Consider the following 23,505-nt stretch of genomic DNA (forward strand, 5'->3'; position numbering starts at 1 on the left):
GGCGTGCGGCGTACCGCAGGTGCGCCGTGGGACCTCGCCCCGGCGTTCGTGACCGGTCGGCAGGGGACAGCAGCCCGGTCACCCCAGGGGCGGCCGGTTCCGGGGACGCCCGGAACCGGCCGTCCTTCGTGCCGCTCCCGCCGGCCCGGCTCCATGCCCCCTCCGCGCCTCCCCTACGCCCGCTCCGCTACGCCCGCCCTCTACGCCCGCTTCGGCGGGACCTCCGGCATCGCCACGAACGGCAGCCTCAGCGCCCCGAACGCCTCCTCCGGCACGGCCGGGGACACCGGCGCGACCGGATCCTGCCTGACGTACGCGGCCCCCTGCCCGGGGCGCGGGTCGGGCTCGCCCTTGTTCGGCCAGAGCGACATCGCGCGTTCGGCCTGGGCCGTGATCGTCAGGGACGGGTTCACCCCCAGGTTCGCCGAGACCGCGGAGCCGTCGACCACCGAGATGCCGGGATGTCCGTACAGCCGGTGGTACGGATCGATCACGCCCTCCTCCGCGGAGGCCCCGATGACGCAGCCGCCCAGGAAGTGCGCGGTCAGCGGCGTACCCATCAGCTCGCCCACATTGCTGCCCGCGAAGCCGTTGATCTCCTCCGCGATCAGCGTCGCGGCCCGGGTCGCCTCGGGTATCTGCTTCGGGTTGGGGGCGCCGTGCCCCTGGCGCGCGGTGAGCAGCCCCTTTCCCACGCCGCCCGGTTTCCGGTAGGTCGTCAGGGAGTTGTCCAGCGACTGCATGACGAGACCGATGATGGTCCGCTCCGACCAGCGGCGGTTGGAGAGCGAACGGAGCACCAGCATGGGATGCCTGGCCGCGTTCCCGAGCCAGCCCCGCACCCGCCGCTCGCCGTACGGCACCTGAAGGAGCGTCAGCACGCCCATCGCGTTGGAGCGCTTGCCGTAGCGCACCGGCTCGATATGGGTGGTGTCGTCCGGGTGGATCGAGGAGGTGATGGCGACGCCCCGGGTGAAGTCCACCTTCGGCGCCCCGTGCCGCGCGCGGTAGCGCCGGTCGTCGGTCTGCGCGCCCACCAGGGCCTCGGAGTTGGTGCGGGTCAGCTCGCCGAGCCGGGCCGAGAGGCGCGGCAGCAGTCCGCGGTCCCGCATGGTGTGCAGCAGGGTCTGGGTGCCGTACGTACCGGCCGCGATCACGACCCGGCGGGCGCGCAGGACGCGCGCCCGGCCCTTCTGGCGGCCCTTCCCGCGCACGCGCGTGGGCACCGTCGTGACGCGGAAGCCGCCCTCCCCGTCCTCCGTCACCGCGACCACCGAGGTCATCGGGTGGACGACCGCCCCGGCGCGCTCGGCCAGATACAGGTAGTTCTCGTTGAGGGTGTTCTTGGCGCCGTGCCGGCAGCCCGTCATGCACTCGCCGCACTGCTTGCAGGCGGTGCGCGCGGGGCCCGCCCCGCCGAAGTACGGGTCGTCCACGGCCGCCCCGGGCCGGGTCCTCGCCGTACCGTCCGCGTCCTCGCCGTCCCCGAAGAAGACCCCGACCGGCGCGAGATGGAAGCTGTCGCCGACGCCCATCGCCTCGGCCGCCGCCTTCAGATGGACGTCCGAGGGGGTCATGGTCGGGTTGAGCCGTACGCCGAGCATGCGGCGCGCCTGGTCGTAGTACGGTTTCAGCTCCCGCCGCCAGTCGGTGATGGCCGCCCACTGCGGGTCCTCGAAGAACGCGGCGGGCGGCACGTACAGCGTGTTGGCGTAGTTGAGGGAGCCGCCGCCGACCCCGGCGCCCGCCAGCACCATCACATTGCCGAGGAGATGGACGCGCTGGATGCCGTACAGCCCGAGGGCGGGGGCCCACAGGTAGTTCTTGAGGTCCCAGGAGTTCTTGGGGAGGGTGGCGCGGGTGAAGCGGCGGCCCGCCTCCAGGACGCCGACGCGGTACCCCTTCTCGGTCAGCCGCAGCGCGGAGACCGAGCCGCCGAAGCCGGAGCCGACGACGATCACGTCATAGTCGTAGGCGGCGTCGTCGTACGTTGCGTCGTCGTACGTTGCGGCGTCGTACGTTGCGTCGTCGCGCGGTCCGTCGCGGCCGTCGCGCACCGCGTCCTGATGCTGGGCATGGCTGTCCTGTGCCACTGGCTCTCCTCATTGAGACCGTGTGCTGAACCACCGCGTCGCGAACAGGCGTGTCATGGACTACCGCAGCCGCAGCGCCTTCATGACCCGCAGACTGTGGCTCATCAACGTCGCGTACTTCTCGTCGTCCATCCCCAGGAACGGCGCCATGGGCAGGATCCGCTGCTGCGCGACCGTCTGGGCCTCGGTGAACTTGAGGATCCCCTCGGAGCCGTGCCTCCTGCCGAGACCGGAGTCCTTCATGCCGCCCATAGGCGACCGCACGCTGCCGTACGTCGGCGCGTATCCCTCGTTGATGTTGACCGTGCCGGTGCGCAGCCGGGCCGCGACCGCGTGGCCGCGCCGGGAGTCCTTCGTCCACACGCTCGCGTTGAGGCCGTACGGAGTGGCGTTGGCGAGGCCGATCACCTCGTCCTCGTCGCTGAACCGGTAGACGGAGACGACCGGGCCGAACGTCTCCTCCGCGCACACCGCCATTGGCGCCTCGACCCCGTCCAGGATGGTCGGCTCGTAGAAGAGCGGCCCGATGTCGGGGCGTGCGACCCCGCCCGCGATGACCGTGGCGCCCTTGGCGACGGCCTCCTCGACATGGCGGGTGACCGTCTCCAGCTGGCGTGCGCCCACCAGGCAGCCCATGTCGGCGCCGTACGCGAGGGAGTTGCCGAGCCGCATCGCCTTCGTACGGGCGGCGAACCGCTCCAGGAACGCGTCGGCGACCGAGTCGTGGACGTACAGCCGCTCGATGGAGATGCAGAGCTGTCCGGCGGAGGAGAAGCAGGCGCGCACCGCGCCCGCCGCCGCCTTCTCCACATCGGCGTCCGCGAGGACCAGCATGGCGTTCTTGCCGCCGAGTTCGAGCGAGACGCCGACGAGCCGGTCGGCGGCTCCCCTGGCGACCTCGCGGCCGGTACGGGTCGAGCCGGTGAAGGACACGTAGTCGGCGTGCCTGACGACCTCCGGGCCGACGACCGGTCCCTCGCCGAGGACGACGAGGAAGACCTCGGGCGGCAGCCCGGCCTCGATCAGCAGATCGCGGGCCCACAGCGCGGTGAGAGCGGTCTCGGTGTCGGGCTTCATCACGACGGCGTTGCCCGCCACGAACGCGGGCAGCGCGTCGCCCGCGGACAGCTCCAGGGGGTAGTTCCAGGGCGCGATCTGGCCGATGACCCCGCGCGGCTGACGCAGCTCGGTGACCTTCGTCAGGGCCGGTACGACGCCGGTGTGGCGCTTCGGCCGCAGATACGACGCGGCGGCGCGGCCGTAGTGCCGGGCCTCGACGGCCAGCCCCTGCACCTCCTCGTGCGCGTGCAGCCTGGCCTTGCCGGTCTCCAGCTGGATCAGGTCGAGCACCTCGGCCTGGCGCTCCAGCAGGAGATCGTGGAAGCGGAGCAGCACCGCGGCCCGCTGCCGGACGGGCAGCGCCGCCCAGAGGGGCTGGGCCGCGCGGGCGCGCTCGAAGGCCGTCGCCACGTCCTCGGGCGTGGACTCGGGCAGCTCCGCCAGCCGTTCCCCGGTGAAGGGGGTGTGGTTGGCGGTACGGCCCGAGCCGACGACGCCGCGGATGAGCCGGGCGACCACCTCGGGGGTGACCACGTCGGCCGCGGTGCGCGCGCCGGCCGGGGAGGCGGCCACCGGGTTGGTCCCGGGACTCCCGGCGGTCCCGTTGGTCCCGGTGGTGTCGTGGCCGGTGGTGGGGGTGGCGGCGGGGGCCTGCGAGTCCGTCATGAGGCCGAGCGTATGCGGCGATCCCGGCTTTGGGTACCCGTCGGTAACAGCTTTTCGCCGGGCACCCTCACCGCGCCAGCGATCACTGGCACATAACCCCTGATCAGGGGTTCACGGCGGCCACGACAGGCTTCCAGGGGCGGCTACGACCGACCGCGGGAGGCGGCTACGACTCCCCTCCGAGGTCGAGATGGCCGGCGACCGTCGCGTACAGCTCCTCGCCGTCCTTCACCGCCGCACCCTGCGCGGGCATGGACACCCTCAGCCGCAGATAGGTGTCGTTCGCACCGGGGATGATGAGTTCGTGCCAGCGGTAGCGGACGGGAAAGTCGTCCGAATCGCTGTAGTCGGTGTGGTCGACGACCAGCTCGAAGCCGCGCCTGCCCTGGTGCTCGACGTCCTTGCTGGTGACCTTCGCGTCCTTGATCTCCGTACCGTTGTCGCCCCCGCCCTCGTAGTACGTCGTCCAGGCGTCCGCCTTCGGCTCCAGGAGATCGTCGTCCGGCAGCTTCTGTTTCCGCTCGAAGAAGATGCGGAAGACGCCGCTGGGGTCGTTGTAGGTGACACCGGTGTCATCGGTCAGCTGCTCACGCCGGTAGTCGTCGGGGACCCCGACCTTGGCGCGGAGGATCTCGTTCTCCGGGCGGATCCCCCAGCCCTCGGGGAGCCCGCCGCCGCCGAACGGGTTGGCGAGAAGCAGGACGAGGGCGACGGCCACGGCCAGCACACCCGCGCCCAGCCCGTACCGCGCGGGACGGCTCCGCCGGAGCACCGGCGGCACCCAGCCGCCCAGGCCCGTGGCAGCGGGCTCGGGACCGGCGTCGGAGTACGGCCGGGTGGTGGCCGGCGGGCGCGCCACCGACTCCAGGACCGCCCGGATCTCCGCCGCGTCCGGCCGGGCCGCCGGATCCTTGCCCAGCAGCCGCATCACGAGCGTGCCGAACGCCCCCGAGCCGCGCGCGGGCATCTGCGGCTCGGCGGACAGTACGGCCTGGAGCGTGGCGGGAACGTTGGAGCGGCGGTACGGCGACATGCCCTCGACCGCCGCGTACAGCACCACGCCGAGCGACCACAGGTCCGACTCGGGCCCCGGCTGCCGGCCGAGCACCCGCTCGGGCGCGATGAACTCGGGCGAGCCGACGAACGCGCCGGTCTCGGTCAGCCCCTGCTCGCCCTCCACCTGGGCGATCCCGAAGTCGCTGAGGACGACCCGGTCGCCGCGCCCGAGGAGCACGTTGTCCGGCTTGACGTCACGGTGCAGTACGCCCTTCTCGTGGGCGGCCGTGAGCGCGTCCAGTACGGCAAGGCCGATACGGGCCGCCTCGCGCGGGTCGAGCGTGCCCTCCTGGAGCCGGTCGGCGAGCGACTGACCGCGCACCAGCTCCATCACGATCCACGGCTTGGCGTCCTCGATCACCACGTCGTGCATGGTGACGACGGCGGGGTGGTCGATCCTGGCGGCGGCGCGGGCCTCTCGCTGCATCCGCAGATACACGCGCTCCCGGTCGCGCTCGCCCACGTTGTCCGGAACCCGCGGCTCCTTGATCGCCACGTCGCGGTCCACGACCTCGTCGTGTGCCAGCCAGACCGTGCCCATCCCGCCGTGCCCGAGCCGGGAGACCAGCCGGTAGCGGCCACCGAGCGCGCGCCTGGCGACCGGGTCGGCGGCGGGCGCGGGCGCCACGGGGGACGCGGGGCCGGGTACCGGCGCGGGTATGGGCGCGGCTCCGGGTACGGGTCCGGGTCCGGGTCCGGGTGATTGCGGGGCCCGGACGGCCTGCGTGGGCGGATATCCGGCCGCGTCCCCCGGCCCCGCGTGCGGCGGCGGCACCCGCGGTGCGTCCGGCGGCCTGAGTTCATAACTAGTGGGCTCGTCCACCCGTCCCCCGTCATTGCTCATGTACGTGTCCTCCGCGCGTCCTCACGAAGCGCGGGCGCGCCCGCGAGCGCGGGCGCGCGGCCGTTTCACCGGCTGTTCTCGATCGGTGGCGCCTGCCAGCTGCGCAGCACGGCGTCGAACTGCTTGCGTGTCGTCGCCCAGGTCTCCTCGGGACCGGCCATGTAGATCGCGTACTCCGTACCGCTGTCCTCGGAGTAGTAGATCTGGTCGATCGCGTGCCGCTTGCCGGGGTTTCCGGTGTTCTCGGTCCAGGTGAACTCCCAGAGCGCGGCCTTCGCCTGATCGCGGTAGTTGTTCGGGGCCAGCTTCACCCTGGCGTACTCCGGGAACTTCTGGACGGACTTCTCCATGCTCAGCATGTGCATGTACGGATTCTCGAAATCGGGGGTGCCGACGCTGATCCGTATGAGATGACGGCCGTTGTCCGGCGTGAAGTCGATCTGGTTGCCGTCCATCTGGCGTTCCCAGCCCTCGGGGACGTTGAGGCTGAAGCCCTCCTCGGCCTCGACACGCGTCCAGCCCTCGGGCGCGGTCCCGCTGCCGGCGTCCTCCCCGTCCGCCGCGCCGTCGGTCGTGGCGCCGTCCGCCGCGCCGTCGTCCGTCGTGCCGTCGCCTGTCGTGGTGTCATCCGCCGTACCGTCACCCGGCGCGCCGCCGCTGCCCTCTGCCGGGCCGCCGCTCACGGAGGGGCTGCCCGTGTTGTCGGCGGAGGCACCGTCGTCGGCGTACTTCAGGGCGGCGAAGCCCGCGCCGCCGCCGAGGACCGCCGCGGCGACCACGGCGATGAGCGTCGTACGCCACCGGCCCCGGCGGGCGCGGCCCGCCGTGGTGCCCTGCGCTGCCGGAACGGTCGGGGAGCCCGCCCCGGGAAGGGTCGCGGGCCCGCCGACGAACGGCGGGCCGGTGGCCGGTACCGGACCGGTGGCGGCGGTCGCGGGGCCCGCCGACGCGAAGGGCGGCCCCGCGGGCTGCTGTTGCTGCGGCTGCGGCTGCGGCTGCTGCTGTTGCTGCGGCTGCGGCTGCGGCTGCGGCTGCGGCTGCGGCTGGGAGGCAAGCGGCATCGGCTGGGAAGCCGACGGCAGCGGCTGGGGCTGCGAGGCGGTCGACTGCCGCTCCCCGTACGGCAGCTGACGCGTCGGCGTGTGCTCCTCGGCCCCGTCCGACGTCCGGCCCCGCGCCACCTCGCGCAGCATGCGTTCGCTCTGCTCCGCGTCGGGCCGTCCGTCCGGGTCCTTGCGCAGCAGCGCGGCGATGACGGGCGCGAGGGGACCCGCCTGGTCGGGGTGGTCCGGCTCGTCCGTCACCACGGCCTGCATGGTGGACAGCGGCGAACCGCGGCGGAACGGCGAGACCCCCTGCACCGCCAGGTACAGCGTCACCCCGAGCGACCAGAGGTCGGAGGCGGGGCCGGGATCGCCGCCCCGTACCCGTTCGGGAGCCAGATAGTCGATGGAGCCGACGAGTTCGCCGGTCCTGGTGATGGTCGAGTCGCCCTCTATCGCCGCGATCCCGAAGTCGGTGAGCAGCACCCGGCCGTCGCGCGCGAGCAGGACGTTGCCGGGCTTCACATCGCGGTGCAGCACCCCGGCCGCGTGTGCCGCGCGCAGCGCGTCGAGGACCGCGAGACCGATTCTGGCGGCCTCGCGGTAGTCCATCCGGCCGGATTCCTTCGCGGCGTCGGCGAGCGAGGGGCCGTCGACGTACTGCATGACGATCCACGGCCGGCCGTCGTGCTCCAGCACATCGTGGACGGTGACGACACCCGGGTGGCTGATCCGGGCGGCGGCCCGCGCCTCCTTCTGCGTCCGTTGGTGCAGTACGGCCCGGTCGGCCTCGGAAACATAGCGCCCTGCGGTCAACTCCTTGATGGCGACGACCCGGTGGAGCACCTCGTCATGTGCCCGCCACACCTTGCCCATGCCGCCGCTGCCGATGGATTCGGCCAGCCGGTAACGCCCGGCGAGCAGGGGCCCCGCGGCCACCGTGTCCCTGCCCGCGCCCGTGCTCGTTCCCGTGCCCTGTGTCTGCTCCACGTCCCAGCCCCGCTTCCTTGGGGTCACAGATTACGGAGGGGACCTGGGGACACGGAACCTCGGGTCGGTCACGGAAACCGCACTGTGATGCGTGACCAGCGTTGCGCGGGGCACAAGTTGGGACTCATGCCTCAGTCGGTGACCCGGTAGGCCTTGATCGCCTGCTGGTAGATCTCGTCGACCTTGTCCCGCTGTCCGTCCGGGCCGATGACCTGGATGACGTGGTAGCGGCCGTCGATGATCATCGCGAGGTTCCGTACGAAGACCGGGCGCTCGCTGCTGTCCGTCCAGGTGTACTGACCCTCCGCCATGGCCTGGCGGCCCACGTCGATCCGGCGTACGCCGGAGGCGCTGGACCAGGACGAGTCGCGGAACGGCTGGAGTTCCCGCTCCTTGTCGCGCTGGTAGGCGACCGGGTCGCCGCCGTTCTCCGCCACACTGTCCCGTCCGGGAACGGCGATCAGCGTGAAGTCGCCCCCGGCGTAGCGGACTTGGCCGCTGTCGTTGATGGGGCGGCGCTGCCAGCTCTTGTCGACCGCGATCCGGAAGCCCTCGGGGTCCGTGCGCAGGGCATAGCCCTCGGCGAGATCGACGTCGGATCCCGAGGTCTGGGGCGCCGAGGCATGGGGCGGCGCCGATCCGGAGTTGTCCGGAGCCGGTGATTCCGGCGCCCCGGTCGCGCTGGGGCTCGCCTCACCGACACTCTGGCCCTGCTGCGTCGTCGCCTTGGGCAGGAACATCACGGCGTAGACGATGGCCGCCACGAGCAGCAGCAGTATCAGGATCAGCAGGTTGCGGCCGAGGGAACGGGGGCCGCGGCCGGCACCCTTCCCGCTCTTCCCGCCCTTCCCCCGCTGCCCGCCCCTGTCGAACCTGTCCGGGCCGTCGAACCCATCGAACTCGTCGGACCTGTCCGGCCTGTCCCGCCTGTCGAACCGCTCCGGCCCGGCCGCCCGTTCGGGGCCGTCCAGCAGCCGGTCCAGGCGTTCCGTACGCTCGTGGGGCGCGTCGGCCCGGAGCGCGTACTCGTTCTCGTTCTCGCGCTCGTGCTCCCGCTCCTGCTCGTACTGCCGTCGCTCGTCGAGACCGGCCCGGCCGCCCTTCTCCTTGCGCTCCTTGCCCTTCTTGTGGCGGTGGCGTCCGCCCAGGTCGCGGCCACGCCAGCGGCGCCTGCGCACCAGCTCGCCCCGGCGGCGCACGATCGGCAGCCGGGTCTCGTCCGCCGGGAGCGGTACGACGTCCAGACCGGCCTCGGGCTCGGGCGCGGACCGTACGAGCGAGCGCAGCCAGCCGCGCAGCTCCTCGAAGTCCGGCCGCTCGGTGGGGTCCTGACGCAGCAGCGACTCCACGACGGGGCGCAGCGGTCCGCACTCCTCGGCGAAGGCGGGCGGCTCGGCGCAGACGAGCTGCACCAGCTCGATGGCGCTGTCCTCGGGGTACGGGGCATGGCCCTGTACCGCGCGGTACAGCAGCGCCCCGAGGGCCCAGAGGTCGGTGGCGGGCCCGATGGGCGGCGCCAGCTGCCAGTTCTCGTGGACGGGACCGGCCTGTTCGGGCGCCCAGCGCTCGGTGACGGCGCCGACGACCGCGATACGGGCCTGCCGGGCGCGCTCGGCGGCGAGCGGGGTGGCGGGGCCTCGGTACGCGGGCAGGGCGCCGCTCGCGACTATCTCGTCCCAGCGCCCGGCGCCCGCGCCCTGCCCGGTGACGGCGGGCAGCTGGGCGGACTGGCGCTGCGAGTCGGCGCGGAACGCGTCGCGCGCGCCGCCGGCCTGCCAGTTGCCGCTTCCTCCGGCGCTGCCGCTGCCGGGCCCGGAGTACGGGGTGTCGCCGCCACGGGCGACGAGGGCACCGGAATCGGCGTCGGATCCGAACCCGAACCCCGAACCGGAACCGGCCCCAGTCCCGGAACCAGCCGTGGAACCTGAACCGGAACCGGCACCTGAACCGGAATCCGAACGGCCGGAGGGCAGCGCGGGAATGCCCGCCGTGCCACCGGCGGACGTACCACCGGCGGATGTCCCGCCGCCGCTCGCGCCGGAGCCGCCGCCGGAGCCGCCGCCGAAGGGGCCCGCCGAGTCCGGGCCGTACGGGCTGCCGCCCGCCGGTACGGAGCCCGAGGAGTCGTTCCAGGGCGCCGGTCCGTCGCGCCAGATACCGGCCAGATGGGCGCGGTAGGGCGGCGGGTCGTCGTCCTCGTCGATGTCGGCGTCGGCTTCCGCTTCCGCGAAGGTGCGCGGCCGTGCCCACCAGTCCGGGTCGGGGCTCGCGCCCTGCGGGCCGCCGCCGGGACCGCTCCGGGGCGGCTCCTGCGCGCCCGCCCCGGTGGTCGGGCCGCCCGTACCCGCCGGGCCGCCCGTACCCGTCGTACCGCCCGGGGCTCCCGGGACGGCCGGGACGCCCGTGCTGCTCGTGGTGCCCGTACCGGTTGTACCGGCCGTACCGGAGCCCTGGTCCTCGCTGGCGCGCGCTGCGGCGCGCGCTCCCGCGCGGTACGCGGCGATGGCTCCGGCGCGCGCGGCGCGGATGTCGCCCGAGGCGTTGCCGCCCGGCAGCGCCGGCCGGCCGCCGTACGGCGCCGGGATACCGGGGGTGCCGTGGTGCGGACGCGGCATCGCGCCGGACGTACCGGACGAGGTGCCGTCGTCGTACGGACTGTCCGCGCCCCGGCCCGTCCCCAGCGCGGCGCGGCCCGGCGCACCGGGCACCCCCGCCGTCGGCCCGGGGTCGTACGGCAGGGCGGTCGTCGGCGAGCCGGACAGCCCTTCCGTGGGCGCGTACTGTCCGGGCGGCCCGAGCTGCTCGTAGGCCTCCTGCTGTCCCCGCGCCCCCAGTTCCTCGTGCGGCGCGTGGGGGTCATGGAGTCCGTGCCGCTCCGGCGCTTCCTGGTGGTCCGGCTCCTCGAACCGGTCCGGCGGTTCGGGCACCGGCGCGTATCCGCACAGCGCCTCCTCCGCCGCGCCCGCGGCGAGCCCGGTCAGCACCACGCGCCCGTCGTCGCAGACGAGCACCGTACGGATGGTGATGTTCCGGTGGGTCCAGCCGTGCGCGTGGACCACCCGCACTGCGGTGAGCACGTCGGAGGCGATCTCGGCGGCCCGGAAGGGGTTCAGCGGGCGCTCGGCGAGCAGCGCGGCGAGCGGTCTGGCCGCGACCAGTTCACTCACTATCCACAGCGAACCGGCCTCCGCGAACACGTCGAAGACCTGGTCGAGCCGGGGGTGATCGGGGATCTGGGCGGCGCTCTGCGCGGCCTCGATGGCCCGCCGCACCGCCGGATCCGTATGCCTGCGTGCCGAACGCCCCGGGGCCCGGCGCGGCGCCGCGGCGCCGTCCGCGTCCACCACCTCCGCGTCCACGACCTCCGGCAACGGCACCTGCCTGACGAGGACTTCCTGCCCGCTGTACGTATCGAAGGCCCGGGTCTCGGCAAGTTCGTACTCATCGGAGGGTGGCAACGGCAGGCGATAGCGGTCGGCGAGCACCCGTCCCGCGTAGTCGTCCACAACGCCTCCCCACCACACGCCGTCTCCCGGTACCGGAGACTCGCGAAACCGCCAATTCCGGTCGTTTACCGGCTCATTGTGGATGCGTACGGTTCGCGAGCTCTCACGATACGTGGCCGCGGGCCAACATGCCGCCGGGTCGCGGCAACCCACTGCGTAACGTTCCCTTCTCGTACGCCGAACTACCCACCACAGCGGCCGGAACTCATCCCTCCGCCCACTGGATCGCCGGCCGGTTCAAGCGGGCGGGCAACCGTTCCGATCAGGCATTCCGCTCAGGCCGTCGGCTTGAACGTCGCGAACGCCGTCTCGCGCAGCGTCACGCACTCCTCGTCGCTCCACTCGCCCGCCTCGCAGCTGACCATGATCGAGTAGCCGCGCTTGGAGTCGATCTTGAAGCCCCGGTTGAGGACCCTGATCCGCTCGCCGCTCTGATCGCGCTCGAACTCCCAGTCGGCGACGGTCTTGTAGCCGTTGTAGTCGACCTTCTTGATGCCGCGCAGCTTGTAGTTGTCGCTGCTGCCCCTGACCGCCGACTGGAGCCCCTGCCAGGCGGCCACCGCGTCATCGGTCGGGCTGTCGTTGAAGTCGATCTGGACCCTGGGGAAGTCCCCGTCCTCGCTGTAGATACCGCCGGAGTTGGCTCCCGCTATGCCGGTTCTGTGGAACCCCTCGGGCATCGCCATCGAGAAGTGGAACCGGTCGTCGGTGACCGTGGCATAGCCGTCGGGCAGCGCGCCGCCCTTCTGCCCGCCGCCCTCCTTGCCCTTGTCCGAGGTGCCGGACGAATCGGAACCGGAACCGGGGTCGGTCCCCTGCCCGTTCGTGGCGGCGGGGTCCCCCTTGCCGTCGCCCTTGCCGTTCCCCGCCGCGCTCGTGCCCGGCGCCGGGCTCTGCCCCTTGCCGTCGCCCGATCCGTCCTGACCGGCGGTGGCCCCGGCCGCGGCGGCCGAGGTGTCCTTGCCCTGGCCGTCCCCTGACGCGTCGTCGGAGTTCCCGTTCAGCGCGACGATCAGGACCGTGGAGATGAGCGCGAGCGCGGCGACGACCGCGATGATGACCAGCGTGCGCCGGGGCACCACATCGGTGAGCGAGGCGCGCGGCGGCGCGGGCCGCGGCGGCACCCCGGGCTCCGGGGCCGGCCGGGTGTCGGACGCGCCGGCCGCCGCGTTCCTTACCGAGCGCAGCGCGCCGCGCACCCGGTCCGCGCCCGCCTCCCCGGCGGAACCGCGCGCCGACCGCGCCGCCGGAGCGTCGCCCGGTACCGGCGGCAGCGGCACGACGCGGGTCGCGTCCGGCTCCGGTTCCGGAGCGCGCCGGGGCTGCTCGGGCGCGTCGATGATGTCCTGGAGGAGCGCACGCGCGCCCGCGTCGTCGAGCCGCTGCTCGGGGTCCTTGGCGAGCAGCCCGTAGATGACCTCTTCCAGCGGGCCCGCGTTCTTGGGCGGATCGACCGGCTCGGTCATCACGGCGGTCAGCGTGGCGATGGCGGAGCCCTTGTCGTACGGAGGGCAGCCCTCCACCGACGCGTACAGCAGCCCGCCGAGCGACCAGAGGTCGGCCGCGGGTCCCGGCTTGTGGCCGCGGGCGCGCTCCGGCGAGATGTACGAGGGGGCGCCGACGAGCATGCCCGTCGAGGTGACCGATGGGTCGCCCTCGACCTGGGCGATACCGAAGTCGGTGAGGACCACGCGCCCGTCCTCGGCGATCAGCACATTGGACGGTTTCACATCGCGGTGCAGGATGCCCTCGCGGTGCGCGGAGCGCAGCACGTCGAGGACCGCCAGCCCGACCTCGGCCGCCCGCCGGGGCGTCAGCAGCCCGTCCTCCCGGACGGCCTCGGCGAGCGACTTGCCCTCGACCAGTTCCATGACGATCCAGGGCCGGTCGTCCTCGTCCACGACGTCATAGACCGTCACCGCGCCGCTGTTGCGGATCCGCGCGATCGCCTTGGCCTCGCGCAGCGTGCGCGTGATCAGCCTGCGCTTCTCGTCCTCGTCGATGCTGGAGGGAAAGCGCAGTTCCTTCACCGCGACCGTACGGCCGAGCGTCTCGTCGAGCGCCCGCCAGACCGTGCCCATGCCACCGCGCCCGAGCACCCCGTCGAGCCGGTACCTGCCCGCGAGCAGGCGCCCTTCCGGAGTGCCGTCGGCGCTCTTCCTCGCGTCCTGCTGGGGCTCCTGCGCCGTGTCCCGCGACTGCTCCGACTGCGACATGCGTCCCCTCTGCGATCCCTGATCCTGGCCCGCGACTCCACCCGCCCGCACGGTGCCGTAACGCGCCCTGGCAGAGGCTTCATTGTCCCTCACTCCGGGACCGTCACCGCTCCCGGGTCCGGCGTCCGCCAGGATGGTGCCGGAGGAAGGGATCCCCACCATGCCACTACTCCGGACCCGGTTGACCACCCTGCTGGTCATGAGCCTGTTCGGTTTGGGCACATGTGTCTCAGACACCGATGTGACGGATGTGCCCGGCGGGGCGGATGTGGCCCGTACCGAAGCAGCCCGTCCCGCCCCCTCCCTTACGGCGAGACCGCCCGCTTCGTCTCAGCCCTCACGTACCTCCGCTGCCCTCTCCCTGCTGGTCTCCGACGCCCGCGCGCCCGGCGCCGCCCTGGTCTCCCGCACGCCCTCCTCCTCCCGCTTCGAGTCCGCCGGCCCCGGAATCCGCCGCACCGACCGGTTCCGGGCCGGCAGCATCACCAAGACGCTGGTGGCGACGGTCGTCCTCCAACTCGCCGCCGAGGGGCGGCTGCGCCTGTCCGACACCGTCGAACACCATCTGCCGGGGCTGGTCCGCGGCCACGGCAACAACGGCCGGCTGCTCACCCTGCGCATGCTGCTGAGCCACACCAGCGGGCTGTACGACTACACCGCCGCCGTCTCGGCGCCCGCTCCCACCACCCCCCGGGCGGCGCTCCGTATCGCGCTCGCGCGCGCACCGGCACCGCTCGGCTCGTATCGGTACTCCAATACGGATTACGTCCTGCTCGGCCTCGTCGTCAAGAAGGTGACGGGCCGTTCGTACGCGGACGAGGCCACGGACCGCATCATCGTTCCCCTCGGTCTCACCGGCACCTCCTTCCCCGGCGAGCGCACCGCGCTTCCCTCCCCGCACGGCCGCGCGTACACCTGGGATCCGGACTCCGGCGGCCCCCGGCGCGATGTCACCGAACTCGACCCGCGTCCGGCGGGCGCGGCCGGTGAGCTGATCTCCACGCTCGACGACCTCGACCGCTTCTACTCCGCCCTGCTCGGCGGCCGGCTGCTCGCCGGGCCCCAGTCGCGCGAGCTGCTCGACACCACCGCCGCGCACGGCGCCTACGGCCTCGGCATCTACCCGTGGCGGCTCTCCTGCGGTCTCACCGTCTGGGGCCACAACGGCCGGATCCCCGGCAGTTACGTCCGTACGGCCACCACCGCCGACGGCCGACACACCCTCACCTTCCGCGTCAACACGGACGCGATCCCTGACGCATCACTCGAATCGATCGAACAGACCCTGCTGGACGCGGAGTTCTGCCGTTCCGGAGAGGCCCCTCGCACTCGCCCCTGAGGGCCCCTCCGGCCGCGCACCGGCCACGGCGCGTCAGATCGGCACGATGTCCGGCGCGCCGAGCCGCGCCGCGTCCGCCGTCTGGTCGTCCGGCTGCCGCTGCGACTCCCGCTCCGCCTCCACCCGCTTCTCGTAGTGCTCGACCTCCCGCTCGATCCGGTCCTTGTCCCAGCCGAGGACCGGCGCCATCAGCTCCGCGCACTCCCGGGCGCTGCGGGTGCCCCGGTCGAACGTCTCGATGGAGATCCGCGTACGCCGGGTCAGTACGTCGTCGAGATGGCGCGCTCCTTCGTGCGAGGCCGCGTAGACGATCTCGGCGCGCAGATAGTCCTCGGCGGCGGCCAGCGGCCGGCCGAGGCCCGGGTCCGCGGCGATCAGTTCGAGCAGTTCCTCGACGAGCGTCCCGTACCTGTTCAGCAGATGCTCCACACGGGCGACATGGATCCCGGTCCGCGCGGCCATCCTCGCCCGCGCGTTCCACAGCGCGTGGTAGCCCTCGGCACCGAGCAGCGGCACATCCTCGGTGACGCACTCCGCGACCCGCTGGTCGAGGCCGTGCACCGCCTCGTCCACCGCGTCCTTGGCCATCACCCGGTACGTCGTGTACTTGCCGCCGGCGACGACCACCATGCCGGGCACCGGATGGGCGACCGTGTGCTCGCGGGACAGCTTGCTCGTGGCGTCCGACTCCCCGGCGAGCAGCGGGCGCAGCCCCGCGTAGACGCCCTGTACGTCGTCCCTGCTCAGCGGCGTGTGCAGCACCGAGTTCACGTGTTCGAGCAGATAGTCGATATCGGCGCTGGAGGCCGCCGGATGGGCCTTGTCCAGATCCCAGTCCGTGTCCGTGGTGCCCACGATCCAGTGCCGGCCCCAGGGGATGACGAACAGCACCGACTTCTCGGTCCGCAGGATCAGCCCCGTCGACGAGTGGATCCGGTCCTTGGGCACGACCAGATGGATGCCCTTGGAGGCCCGGACATGGAACTGCCCGCGCTCGGCGATGAGGGCCTGGGTGTCGTCCGTCCAGACCCCGGTGGCGTTGACGACCTGCTTGGCCCGGATCTCGTACTCCCCGGCCCCTTCCCCGTGCGCGCTCTCCACGTCCCGCACCCGCGCCCCGACGACCCGCTCCCCCTCGCGCAGGAAGCCTATGACCCGCGCCCGGCCGGCCACATGCGCGCCGTAGGTCGCGGCCGTGCGCACCAGCGTCGCCACATAGCGCGCGTCGTCCATCTGTGCGTCGTAGTACTGCAACGCCCCGACCAGCGCGTCCTTCTTGAGGCAGGGCGCCACCCGCAGCGCGTTGCGCCGGGAGAGATGGCGGTGGACCGGCAGCCCGCGTCCATGCCCGGACGAGACGGACATCGCGTCGTACAGCGCGACGCCCGAACCGGCGTACAGCCGCTCCCAGCCCTTGTGCCGCAAGGGGTAGAGGAACGGCACCGGCTTCACCAGATGGGGAGCCAGCTTCTCCAGCAGCAGCCCGCGTTCCTTGAGGGCTTCGCGTACGAGCGCGAAGTCGAGCATCTCCAGATAGCGCAAGCCGCCGTGGATCAGCTTGCTCGACCGGCTGGAGGTGCCGGACGCCCAGTCCCGCGCCTCGACGAGGCCCGTCGCGAGACCTCGGGTCACGGCATCGAGGGCGGTCCCCGCGCCGACCACGCCGGCGCCCACCACCAGTACGTCCAGTTCACGCTCGGCCATCGCCGCGAGCGCCTGGCCGCGCTCCGCAGGTCCCAGTCTCGCTGTTCTCACCGCTGCCTCCCGTCGTCCCCCGTGTGGTCGGGCTCACACCATCGATTCTGTCCGCACTCCACGACTTCAGCCACCGCCTGTGGATAACACCGGTCACACAGCTGTCGACGAATGGCGCCATCCCTCACGCGAAACGGACTTCCCCGGCCACGCCATGCCACATAACGGTCATATTTACGCCTAGTCTGACATTGCGCGTGCCCATTCTGTCCACAGGGCTTGCGCTCTCTGTCCACTCCGGCTATGGGAAGGGCGGTCATCGCCGTGCCCGCAGATCTCGCCGTCATCGGACTCGGTCATCTCGGCCTGCCCCTCGCCCAGGCCGCCGTGGCCGCCGGTATCGACACCATCGGCTACGACACCGACCCCCGGCCCGTCGCGGAGCTGGCCGCCGGCCATTCCCCGGTCGACGGACCGCTCACCGCCTCGGACGTACGCCGGATGCTCTCGGGGGGCTTCCGGCCGACCACCAACTCGACCGAGCTCGGCCGGGTCCGTACCGCCGTGATCTGCGCGCCCTCCCCACTCGGCGCCGACCGCACGCCCGATCTGACCGCGATCGGCGACGCGGCCCGCGCGCTGGCCGCCCGGCTGCGCCCGCACACCACCGTCCTGCTGGAATCACCCGTCGCGCCCGGCACCACCGAGGGCTACCTCCGCACCCTCCTGGAAGAGGGCTCCGGACTGCGCGCCGGACGCGACTTCCATCTCGCGTACTCCCCCGGCCGGCTCGACCCCGGCAACCGCACCCACGGCATCGCCAACACCCCCAAGGTGATCGGCGGTCTCACCCCCGCCTGCACCGAATCGGCGGCGGCCTTCTACAGCCGCCTCACCGACAAGGTCGTGCGGGCGCGCGGCCCGCGCGAGGCCGAGACCGTCAAGCTCCTCGAAACCAACTTCCGGCACGTCAACATCGCCCTGGTCAACGAGATGGCCGTGCTCTGCCACGACCTCGGCGTCGACCTCTGGGACGTCATCCGCTGCGCCGAGACCAAGCCCTTCGGCTTCCAGGCCTTCCGGCCGGGCCCCGGCGTCGGCGGCCACGGCGTACCGCTGGACCCCAGCTATCTGCCGCACGCGGGCCGCACCCCGGGCCATCCGCTGCGGATGGTCGGCCTCGCCCAGGAGATCAACTCCCGGATGCCGCAGTACGTCATCCAGCGCGGCGCCACCCTCCTCAACGAGCACGGCAAGTCCGCCCGCGGCGCCCGCGTGCTGCTCCTCGGTGTCACCTACAAGCCCGACCTCGCCGACCAGGAGAGTTCACCGGCCACCGAGATCGCCTGCCGGCTGATGGATCTGGGCGCCGTCGTCAGCTACCACGATCCGTACGTCCCGGACTGGCGGGTACGCGACCTCCCCGTGCCGCGCGCGGACTCGCTCTACGAGGCCGCGGCCGACGCGGACCTGACGGTGCTGCTCCAGCACCACCGCACCTACGACCTCCAAGGTCTGGCGGTCAAGGCGCAGTTGCTGCTGGACACCCGGGGAGCGAGCCCGGCGGGCGCCGCGTACCGCCTGTGAATCCGGTACGGGAATGTCCGACCTGACTGCTACTGTCCAGGGCCATCGAGCGCAGGTCATGCGCACGACACTTTCCCTGGGGGGATCTTCAGCATGAGTCAGTCCGTTCCACCACCCGGCAATCCCTTCGCCAATGGCGCCGTCCCGCCCGGCCCGTACACCCCGCCCCCGCCGCCCGCACCCGCGCGCGACAACCTCGCGCTCGGTCTGGTGGCGGCCCTGGTCGCCGCACTCGTCGCCGGCGGGGTCTACGGCGGGATCGCCGGGGCCATCGAGCGCGAGATCGGGTTCGCCGCCATCGGCGTCGGCTTCCTGACCGGGTTCGCCGCGGGCAAGGCCGGCGGGTCCCACCCCGTGCTGCCGGTGGTCGGCGCGGTCCTGTCCCTGGGCGCGGTCTACCTGGGCCAGCTCCTCGGCATCGCGATCATCGTCGCCAAGGAACTGAACGTGTCCACGACGGACGTCTTCCTCGACAACTTCGGTCTGCTGACCGAGGCGTGGAACGAGGGCAAGGACGTGATGACGTTCCTGTTCTTCGCGCTCGCCGCCTTCGCGGCCTTCTCGGGCGCCAAGAAGGCCGCCGAATAAGGCAGCCGGCCAAAGCAGCCGGACAAGGCAGCCGGCCAAAGCAGCCGGACAAGGCGGTCGGCCACGACGGTCGGCCACGACCGGCCGGCCCCTCACGGCACAGCACGGGACAGCGAGATGCCCCGGACCGCGCGACGCGGCCCGGGGCACTTCCGCTTCACGCGCCCGGCGCTCCTCAGCGGCGGTGCTGCGAGTCCGCCACCGTCACCTCGACGCGCTGGAACTCCTTCAGCTCGCTGTAGCCCGTCGTCGCCATGGCCCGCCGCAGCGCGCCGAAGAAGTTCATCGACCCGTCCGGGATGTACGAGGGACCCGTGAGGACCTCCTCCGTCGTCCCGACGATGCCCAGATCCACCAGCTTGCCGCGCGGCACGTCCTCGTGGACCGCCTCCATGCCCCAGTGGCGCCCCTTGCCCGGCGCGTCCGTCGCCCGCGCCAGCGGCGACCCGATCATCACCGAGTCCGCGCCGCACGCGATCGCCTTGGGCAGATCGCCCGACCAGCCGACCCCGCCGTCCGCGATGACATGCACGTACCGGCCGCCGGACTCGTCCATGTAGTCCCGGCGGGCCGCCGCCACATCCGCGACGGCGGTCGCCATCGGGACCTGGATGCCCAGCACATTGCGGGTGGTGTGCGCGGCGCCGCCGCCGAAGCCGACGAGCACGCCCGCCGCGCCCGTACGCATCAGATGCAGGGCCGCGGTGTACGTGGCGCAGCCGCCGACGATGACCGGCACGTCCAGCTCGTAGATGAACTGCTTCAGGTTCAGCGGCTCGGCGGCACCCGACACATGCTCGGCGGAGACCGTCGTACCCCGGATGACGAAGATGTCGACCCCGGCGTCCACCACGGCCTTGGAGAACTGGGCGGTGCGCTGCGGCGAGAGCGCGGCCGCCGTGACCACGCCCGAGTCCCGCACCTCCTTGATCCGCTGCCCGATCAGCTCTTCCTTGATCGGCTCGGCGTAGATCTCCTGGAGCCTGCGGTTGGCGGTCGCCTCCTCAAGACCGGCGATCTCGTCGAGCAGCGGCTCGGGGTCCTCGTACCGGGTCCACAGACCCTCCAGGTTGAGCACCCCCAGACCGCCCATCTCACCGATCCGGATCGCCGTCCGCGGCGAGACGACGGAGTCCATGGGGGCGGCCAGGAACGGCAGCTCGAACCGGTAGGCGTCGATCTGCCAGGCGATCGAGACCTCCTTCGGGTCCCGGGTGCGCCGGCTCGGGACGACGGCGATGTCGTCGAACGCGTACGCCCTGCGGCCGCGCTTGCCGCGCCCGATCTCGATCTCAGTCACGATGTGTGGCCTTTCCCTCTACGTCTGCCCGTCCAGTATCCCCGACGCGCCCGTGAGGGGCGGTCCCGGAATCCGGGGCCGCCCCTCACGGAAGCGCTCGTTCAGTTCGCGGTGTAGTTCGGTGCCTCGACCGTCATCTGGATGTCGTGCGGGTGGCTCTCCTTGAGGCCCGCGGACGTGATCCGTACGAACCGGCCCTTGCGCTCCATCTCGTCGATGGAGGCGGCGCCCACGTACCCCATGGTCTGGCGCAGCCCGCCGACCAGCTGGTGCAGGACGGCGGCGAGCGGACCGCGGAAGGGGACCTGGCCCTCGATGCCCTCGGGCACCAGCTTGTCGTCCGAGGAGACCTCGGCCTGGAAGTAGCGGTCCTTGGAGAACGAACGCCCCTGGCCGCGCGACTGCATCGCGCCGAGCGACCCCATGCCCCGGTACGACTTGAACTGCTTGCCGTTGATGAACTGGAGCTCGCCCGGCGACTCCTCGCACCCCGCGAGCAGGCTGCCCAGCATGACCGTGCTGGCTCCGGCGGCGAGCGCCTTGCCGATGTCGCCGGAGTACTGGAGGCCGCCGTCGCCGATCACCGGGATACCGGCCGCCTGACAGGCCACCGCCGCCTCGTAGATCGCCGTGACCTGCGGGACCCCGATACCGGCGACCACGCGGGTGGTACAGATCGAGCCGGGCCCCACACCGACCTTGACGCCGTCCACACCCGCGTCGATCAGCGCCTGGGCGCCGTCGCGGGTGGCGACGTTGCCGCCGATGATGTCCACCGCGACACTCGACTTGATCTTGGACATCCAGCTGAGCGCGTTGCTGTTGTGGCCGTGCGAGGTGTCCACGACGAGGAAGTCCACACCCGCCGCGACCAGCGCCTGGGCCCGCTCCAGCGCCTCCGGGCTGGCGCCCACGGCGGCGCCGACCAGCAGCCGGCCTTCCGCGTCCTTCGCCGCGTGCGGGTACTTCTCCGCCTTGACGAAGTCCTTGACGGTGATCAGGCCCTTGAGGATGCCCGCGTCGTCGACCAGCGGAAGCTTCTCGATCTTGTGACGGCGCAGCAGCTCCATCGCGTCCACACCGGAGATGCCTACCTTGCCGGTGACCAGCGGCATCGGGGTCATCACCTCGCGCACCTGGCGCGAACGGTCCGCCTCGAAGGCCATGTCCCGGTTGGTGACGATGCCGAGCAGCTTGCCCGCGCGGTCGGTGACCGGGACGCCGCTGATCCGGAACTTGGCGCAGAGCTGGTCGGCCTCGGCGAGCGTCGCGTCGGGGTGCACCGTGATCGGATCGGTGACCATGCCGGACTCGGAGCGCTTCACCAGATCGACCTGATTGGCCTGGTCGGCGATGGAGAGATTGCGGTGCAGCACACCGACGCCGCCCTGCCGCGCCATGGCGATCGCCATCCGGGCCTCGGTGACCTTGTCCATCGCCGCGGACAGCAGCGGGATGTTCACCTTGACGTTCCGCGAGACCAGAGAGGCGGTGTCCACCTGGTTCGGCAGCACTTCCGAGGCCCCCGGAAGCAGCAGTACGTCGTCGTATGTCAGCCCGAGCGTCGCGAATTTCTCGGGCACTCCGTCGACGTTTGCAGTCATGACACCTTCCCCAAATGGCCTTGATCGGTGCGGATGTCCATGCTAACGGGCTTCGCGGGCCGCTCATTCCACGATCGAGATCACCGATCGGCTTCGTATGTTCATACGTTTGGATGCCTCCGAATGCCGCTCACGGCATCCGCGGGGCCGGTCCCGGGGCAGCCACCGGACGGGAAACACCCGTCCGACCGCCCCGGCTCACTGCTCGGCCAGCGCCCGCAGCCTGCTGAGCGCACGGTGCTGGGCGACCCGTACGGCGCCCGGCGACATCCCCAGCATCTGCCCGGTCTCCTCGGCGGTCAGTCCGACCGCGACCCGCAGTACCAGCAGCTCGCGCTGGTTCTCCGGCAGATTGGCGAGCAGTTTCTTGGCCCACTCCGCGTCGCTGCTGAGCAGCGCGCGCTCCTCGGGTCCCAGGGAATCGTCCGGCCGCTCGGGCATCTCGTCGGACGGTACGGCCGTGGATCCCGGGTGCCGCATGGCGGCCCGCTGGAGATCGGCGACCTTGTGCCCGGCGATGGCGAAGACGAACGCCTCGAAGGGCCGGCCGGTGTCGCGGTAGCGCGGCAGGGCCATGAGGACCGCGACACAGACTTCCTGGGCGAGATCCTCCACGAAGTGCCGCGCGTCACCGGGCAGCCGGTTCAGCCGCGTACGGCAGTAACGCAGCGCGAGCGGATGGACCCGGGCCAGCAGATCGTGCGTCGCCTGTTCGTCGCCGTCGACGGCACGGTGAACGAGCGCACCAATCACCGTGGTCTCGTCATCGCGCATCGGACCATGGTGCCTTGGTGGCTGCTGATCGGTGGCACCGCGTCCATAGTTGTGCACCGAAGCGTTATGAGCGGGTGCGGCAGAACTCATTTCCCGCGCTCTCCCCTCGCGCTCGTCCGACTCGTCCCCGAGGAACTCCACATCTCAAGGATGCGGCATCGCGCGGGAAACGGGTGTGTACGCGCGTACGTTGCTCCGCCCGCCGGGCCCCGGAATGACTGAACCGGCCGACGGGCGGAGCGCTGAGGCGTGTCAGCGGACGAGGCCCCAGCGGAAACCGAGCGCCACCGCGTGCGCACGGTCCGAGGCGCCGAGCTTCTTGAAGAGCCGCCGGGCGTGCGTCTTGACCGTGTCCTCGGAGAGAAACAGCTCACGGCCGATCTCCGCGTTCGACCGGCCGTGACTCATGCCTTCGAGCACCTGGATCTCGCGCGCGGTGAGCGTGGGCGCGGCGCCCATCTCGGCCGAGCGGAGCCGCCGCGGCGCGAGCCGCCAGGTCGGGTCGGCGAGCGCCTGGGTGACGGTCGCGCGCAGTTCGGCGCGCGAGGCGTCCTTGTGGAGATAGCCGCGGGCACCGGCGGCGACCGCGAGCGCGACGCCGTCCAGGTCCTCGGCGACCGTGAGCATGATGATCCGGGCGCCGGGGTCGGCCGAGAGCAGCCGGCGGACGGTCTCGACACCGCCCAGCCCCGGCATGCGTACATCCATCAGAATCAGATCGGACCGGTCGGCACCCCAGCGGCGGAGGACTTCCTCGCCGTTGGCCGCGGTCGTCACGCGCTCGACACCGGGCACGGTCGCGACCGCGCGGCGGAGCGCCTCTCGGGCAAGCGGGGAGTCGTCGCAGACGAGGACGGATGTCATGACCGTCCTCCGCAGCTGATGCGCGTCACCTTGAGCCTCCAGGCTGGGTACATATCGTCACCTGTGCGATTGACGCTCTCGGACATGCGCCCGAGCGCTCATTCTTTCAACCGCCTCGCACATTCAACGACGGTCACTCGAAAGAGTTACGGGTCCGACGAGGCCCTTCGACACTCCCTGTGAGGGGTCGCACACAGAGCAGAGCGCATGGGGTTGACCGGTACCCAATCGGAGGTATGCCCCATTTAGCGGCTTTTCTTCACTTTTACTGGTGTCTGTGG

14 protein-coding genes are annotated in these 23,505 nt (G+C 72.0%); 3 read left to right on the forward strand and 11 right to left on the reverse strand.

Features of this window, described 5'->3' with window-relative positions:
- Positions 1 to 200: 200 nt before the first annotated feature.
- The 6 genes from ACIOGX_RS25560 to ACIOGX_RS25585 form a co-directional block, all read right to left on the reverse strand.
- On the reverse strand, positions 201 to 1,961 hold the full coding sequence (locus tag ACIOGX_RS25560; protein WP_401916690.1) for a GMC oxidoreductase: 1,761 nt from the start codon (positions 1,959 to 1,961) through the stop codon (positions 201 to 203).
- 192 nt (positions 1,962 to 2,153) lie between these two features.
- Positions 2,154 to 3,818 carry a succinic semialdehyde dehydrogenase gene (locus ACIOGX_RS25565; protein ID WP_383964715.1) on the reverse strand — a complete coding sequence of 555 codons (1,665 nt, stop codon included), beginning with the start codon at positions 3,816 to 3,818 and terminating at the stop codon, positions 2,154 to 2,156.
- Positions 3,819 to 3,984: 166 nt separating this feature from the next.
- Complete coding sequence (locus ACIOGX_RS25570; RefSeq protein ID WP_401916510.1) at positions 3,985 to 5,718, reverse strand: serine/threonine-protein kinase; 1,734 nt, start codon at positions 5,716 to 5,718, stop codon at positions 3,985 to 3,987.
- A gap of 65 nt (positions 5,719 to 5,783) precedes the next feature.
- Positions 5,784 to 7,751 carry a serine/threonine-protein kinase gene (locus ACIOGX_RS25575; RefSeq protein WP_401916513.1) on the reverse strand — a complete coding sequence of 656 codons (1,968 nt, stop codon included), beginning with the start codon at positions 7,749 to 7,751 and terminating at the stop codon, positions 5,784 to 5,786.
- A gap of 131 nt (positions 7,752 to 7,882) precedes the next feature.
- Positions 7,883 to 11,257, reverse strand: a complete 3,375-nt coding sequence (locus tag ACIOGX_RS25580) for a serine/threonine protein kinase (protein ID WP_401916516.1) — start codon at positions 11,255 to 11,257, stop codon at positions 7,883 to 7,885.
- A 275-nt stretch (positions 11,258 to 11,532) separates the two neighbouring features.
- Positions 11,533 to 13,473 (reverse strand): protein kinase, encoded by a 1,941-nt coding sequence (locus tag ACIOGX_RS25585; protein ID WP_401916519.1) that lies wholly within the window; start codon positions 13,471 to 13,473, stop codon positions 11,533 to 11,535.
- A gap of 160 nt (positions 13,474 to 13,633) precedes the next feature.
- Between ACIOGX_RS25585 and ACIOGX_RS25590 the strand changes: the two genes are divergently transcribed.
- Positions 13,634 to 14,812 (forward strand): serine hydrolase domain-containing protein, encoded by a 1,179-nt coding sequence (locus tag ACIOGX_RS25590; protein WP_401916522.1) that lies wholly within the window; start codon positions 13,634 to 13,636, stop codon positions 14,810 to 14,812.
- A 33-nt stretch (positions 14,813 to 14,845) separates the two neighbouring features.
- On the opposite strand, the gene ACIOGX_RS25595 is transcribed toward ACIOGX_RS25590, so the two are convergent.
- Positions 14,846 to 16,567 (reverse strand): glycerol-3-phosphate dehydrogenase/oxidase, encoded by a 1,722-nt coding sequence (locus ACIOGX_RS25595; RefSeq protein ID WP_401916525.1) that lies wholly within the window; start codon positions 16,565 to 16,567, stop codon positions 14,846 to 14,848.
- 264 nt (positions 16,568 to 16,831) lie between these two features.
- On the opposite strand from ACIOGX_RS25595, the gene ACIOGX_RS25600 reads away from it, so the two are divergent.
- Positions 16,832 to 18,094: a nucleotide sugar dehydrogenase gene (locus tag ACIOGX_RS25600; protein WP_401916692.1), complete on the forward strand. Its 1,263-nt coding sequence runs from the start codon at positions 16,832 to 16,834 to the stop codon at positions 18,092 to 18,094.
- A gap of 93 nt (positions 18,095 to 18,187) precedes the next feature.
- The gene (locus ACIOGX_RS25605) at positions 18,188 to 18,682 is read left to right on the forward strand and encodes a hypothetical protein (RefSeq protein ID WP_356515739.1); all 495 of its coding nucleotides are present in this window, start codon (positions 18,188 to 18,190) and stop codon (positions 18,680 to 18,682) included.
- Positions 18,683 to 18,857: 175 nt separating this feature from the next.
- On the opposite strand, the gene ACIOGX_RS25610 is transcribed toward ACIOGX_RS25605, so the two are convergent.
- The 4 genes from ACIOGX_RS25610 to ACIOGX_RS25625 all read right to left on the reverse strand — a co-directional run bounded on the left by ACIOGX_RS25610 (position 18,858) and on the right by ACIOGX_RS25625 (position 23,224).
- Positions 18,858 to 19,982, reverse strand: a complete 1,125-nt coding sequence (locus ACIOGX_RS25610; protein ID WP_356515737.1) for a GuaB3 family IMP dehydrogenase-related protein — start codon at positions 19,980 to 19,982, stop codon at positions 18,858 to 18,860.
- 101 nt (positions 19,983 to 20,083) lie between these two features.
- On the reverse strand, positions 20,084 to 21,586 hold the full coding sequence (guaB, locus tag ACIOGX_RS25615; RefSeq protein WP_356515735.1) for an IMP dehydrogenase: 1,503 nt from the start codon (positions 21,584 to 21,586) through the stop codon (positions 20,084 to 20,086).
- Positions 21,587 to 21,784: 198 nt separating this feature from the next.
- Positions 21,785 to 22,360, reverse strand: coding sequence for a sigma-70 family RNA polymerase sigma factor (locus tag ACIOGX_RS25620; protein ID WP_030351487.1), 576 nt, complete (start codon positions 22,358 to 22,360; stop codon positions 21,785 to 21,787).
- A 252-nt stretch (positions 22,361 to 22,612) separates the two neighbouring features.
- Positions 22,613 to 23,224, reverse strand: coding sequence for a response regulator transcription factor (locus tag ACIOGX_RS25625; protein ID WP_003948568.1), 612 nt, complete (start codon positions 23,222 to 23,224; stop codon positions 22,613 to 22,615).
- Between the last annotated feature and the right edge of the window lie 281 nt (positions 23,225 to 23,505).

It is taken from the genome of Streptomyces sp. NPDC088147 (assembly GCF_044741565.1).
Lineage (GTDB): Bacteria > Actinomycetota > Actinomycetes > Streptomycetales > Streptomycetaceae > Streptomyces.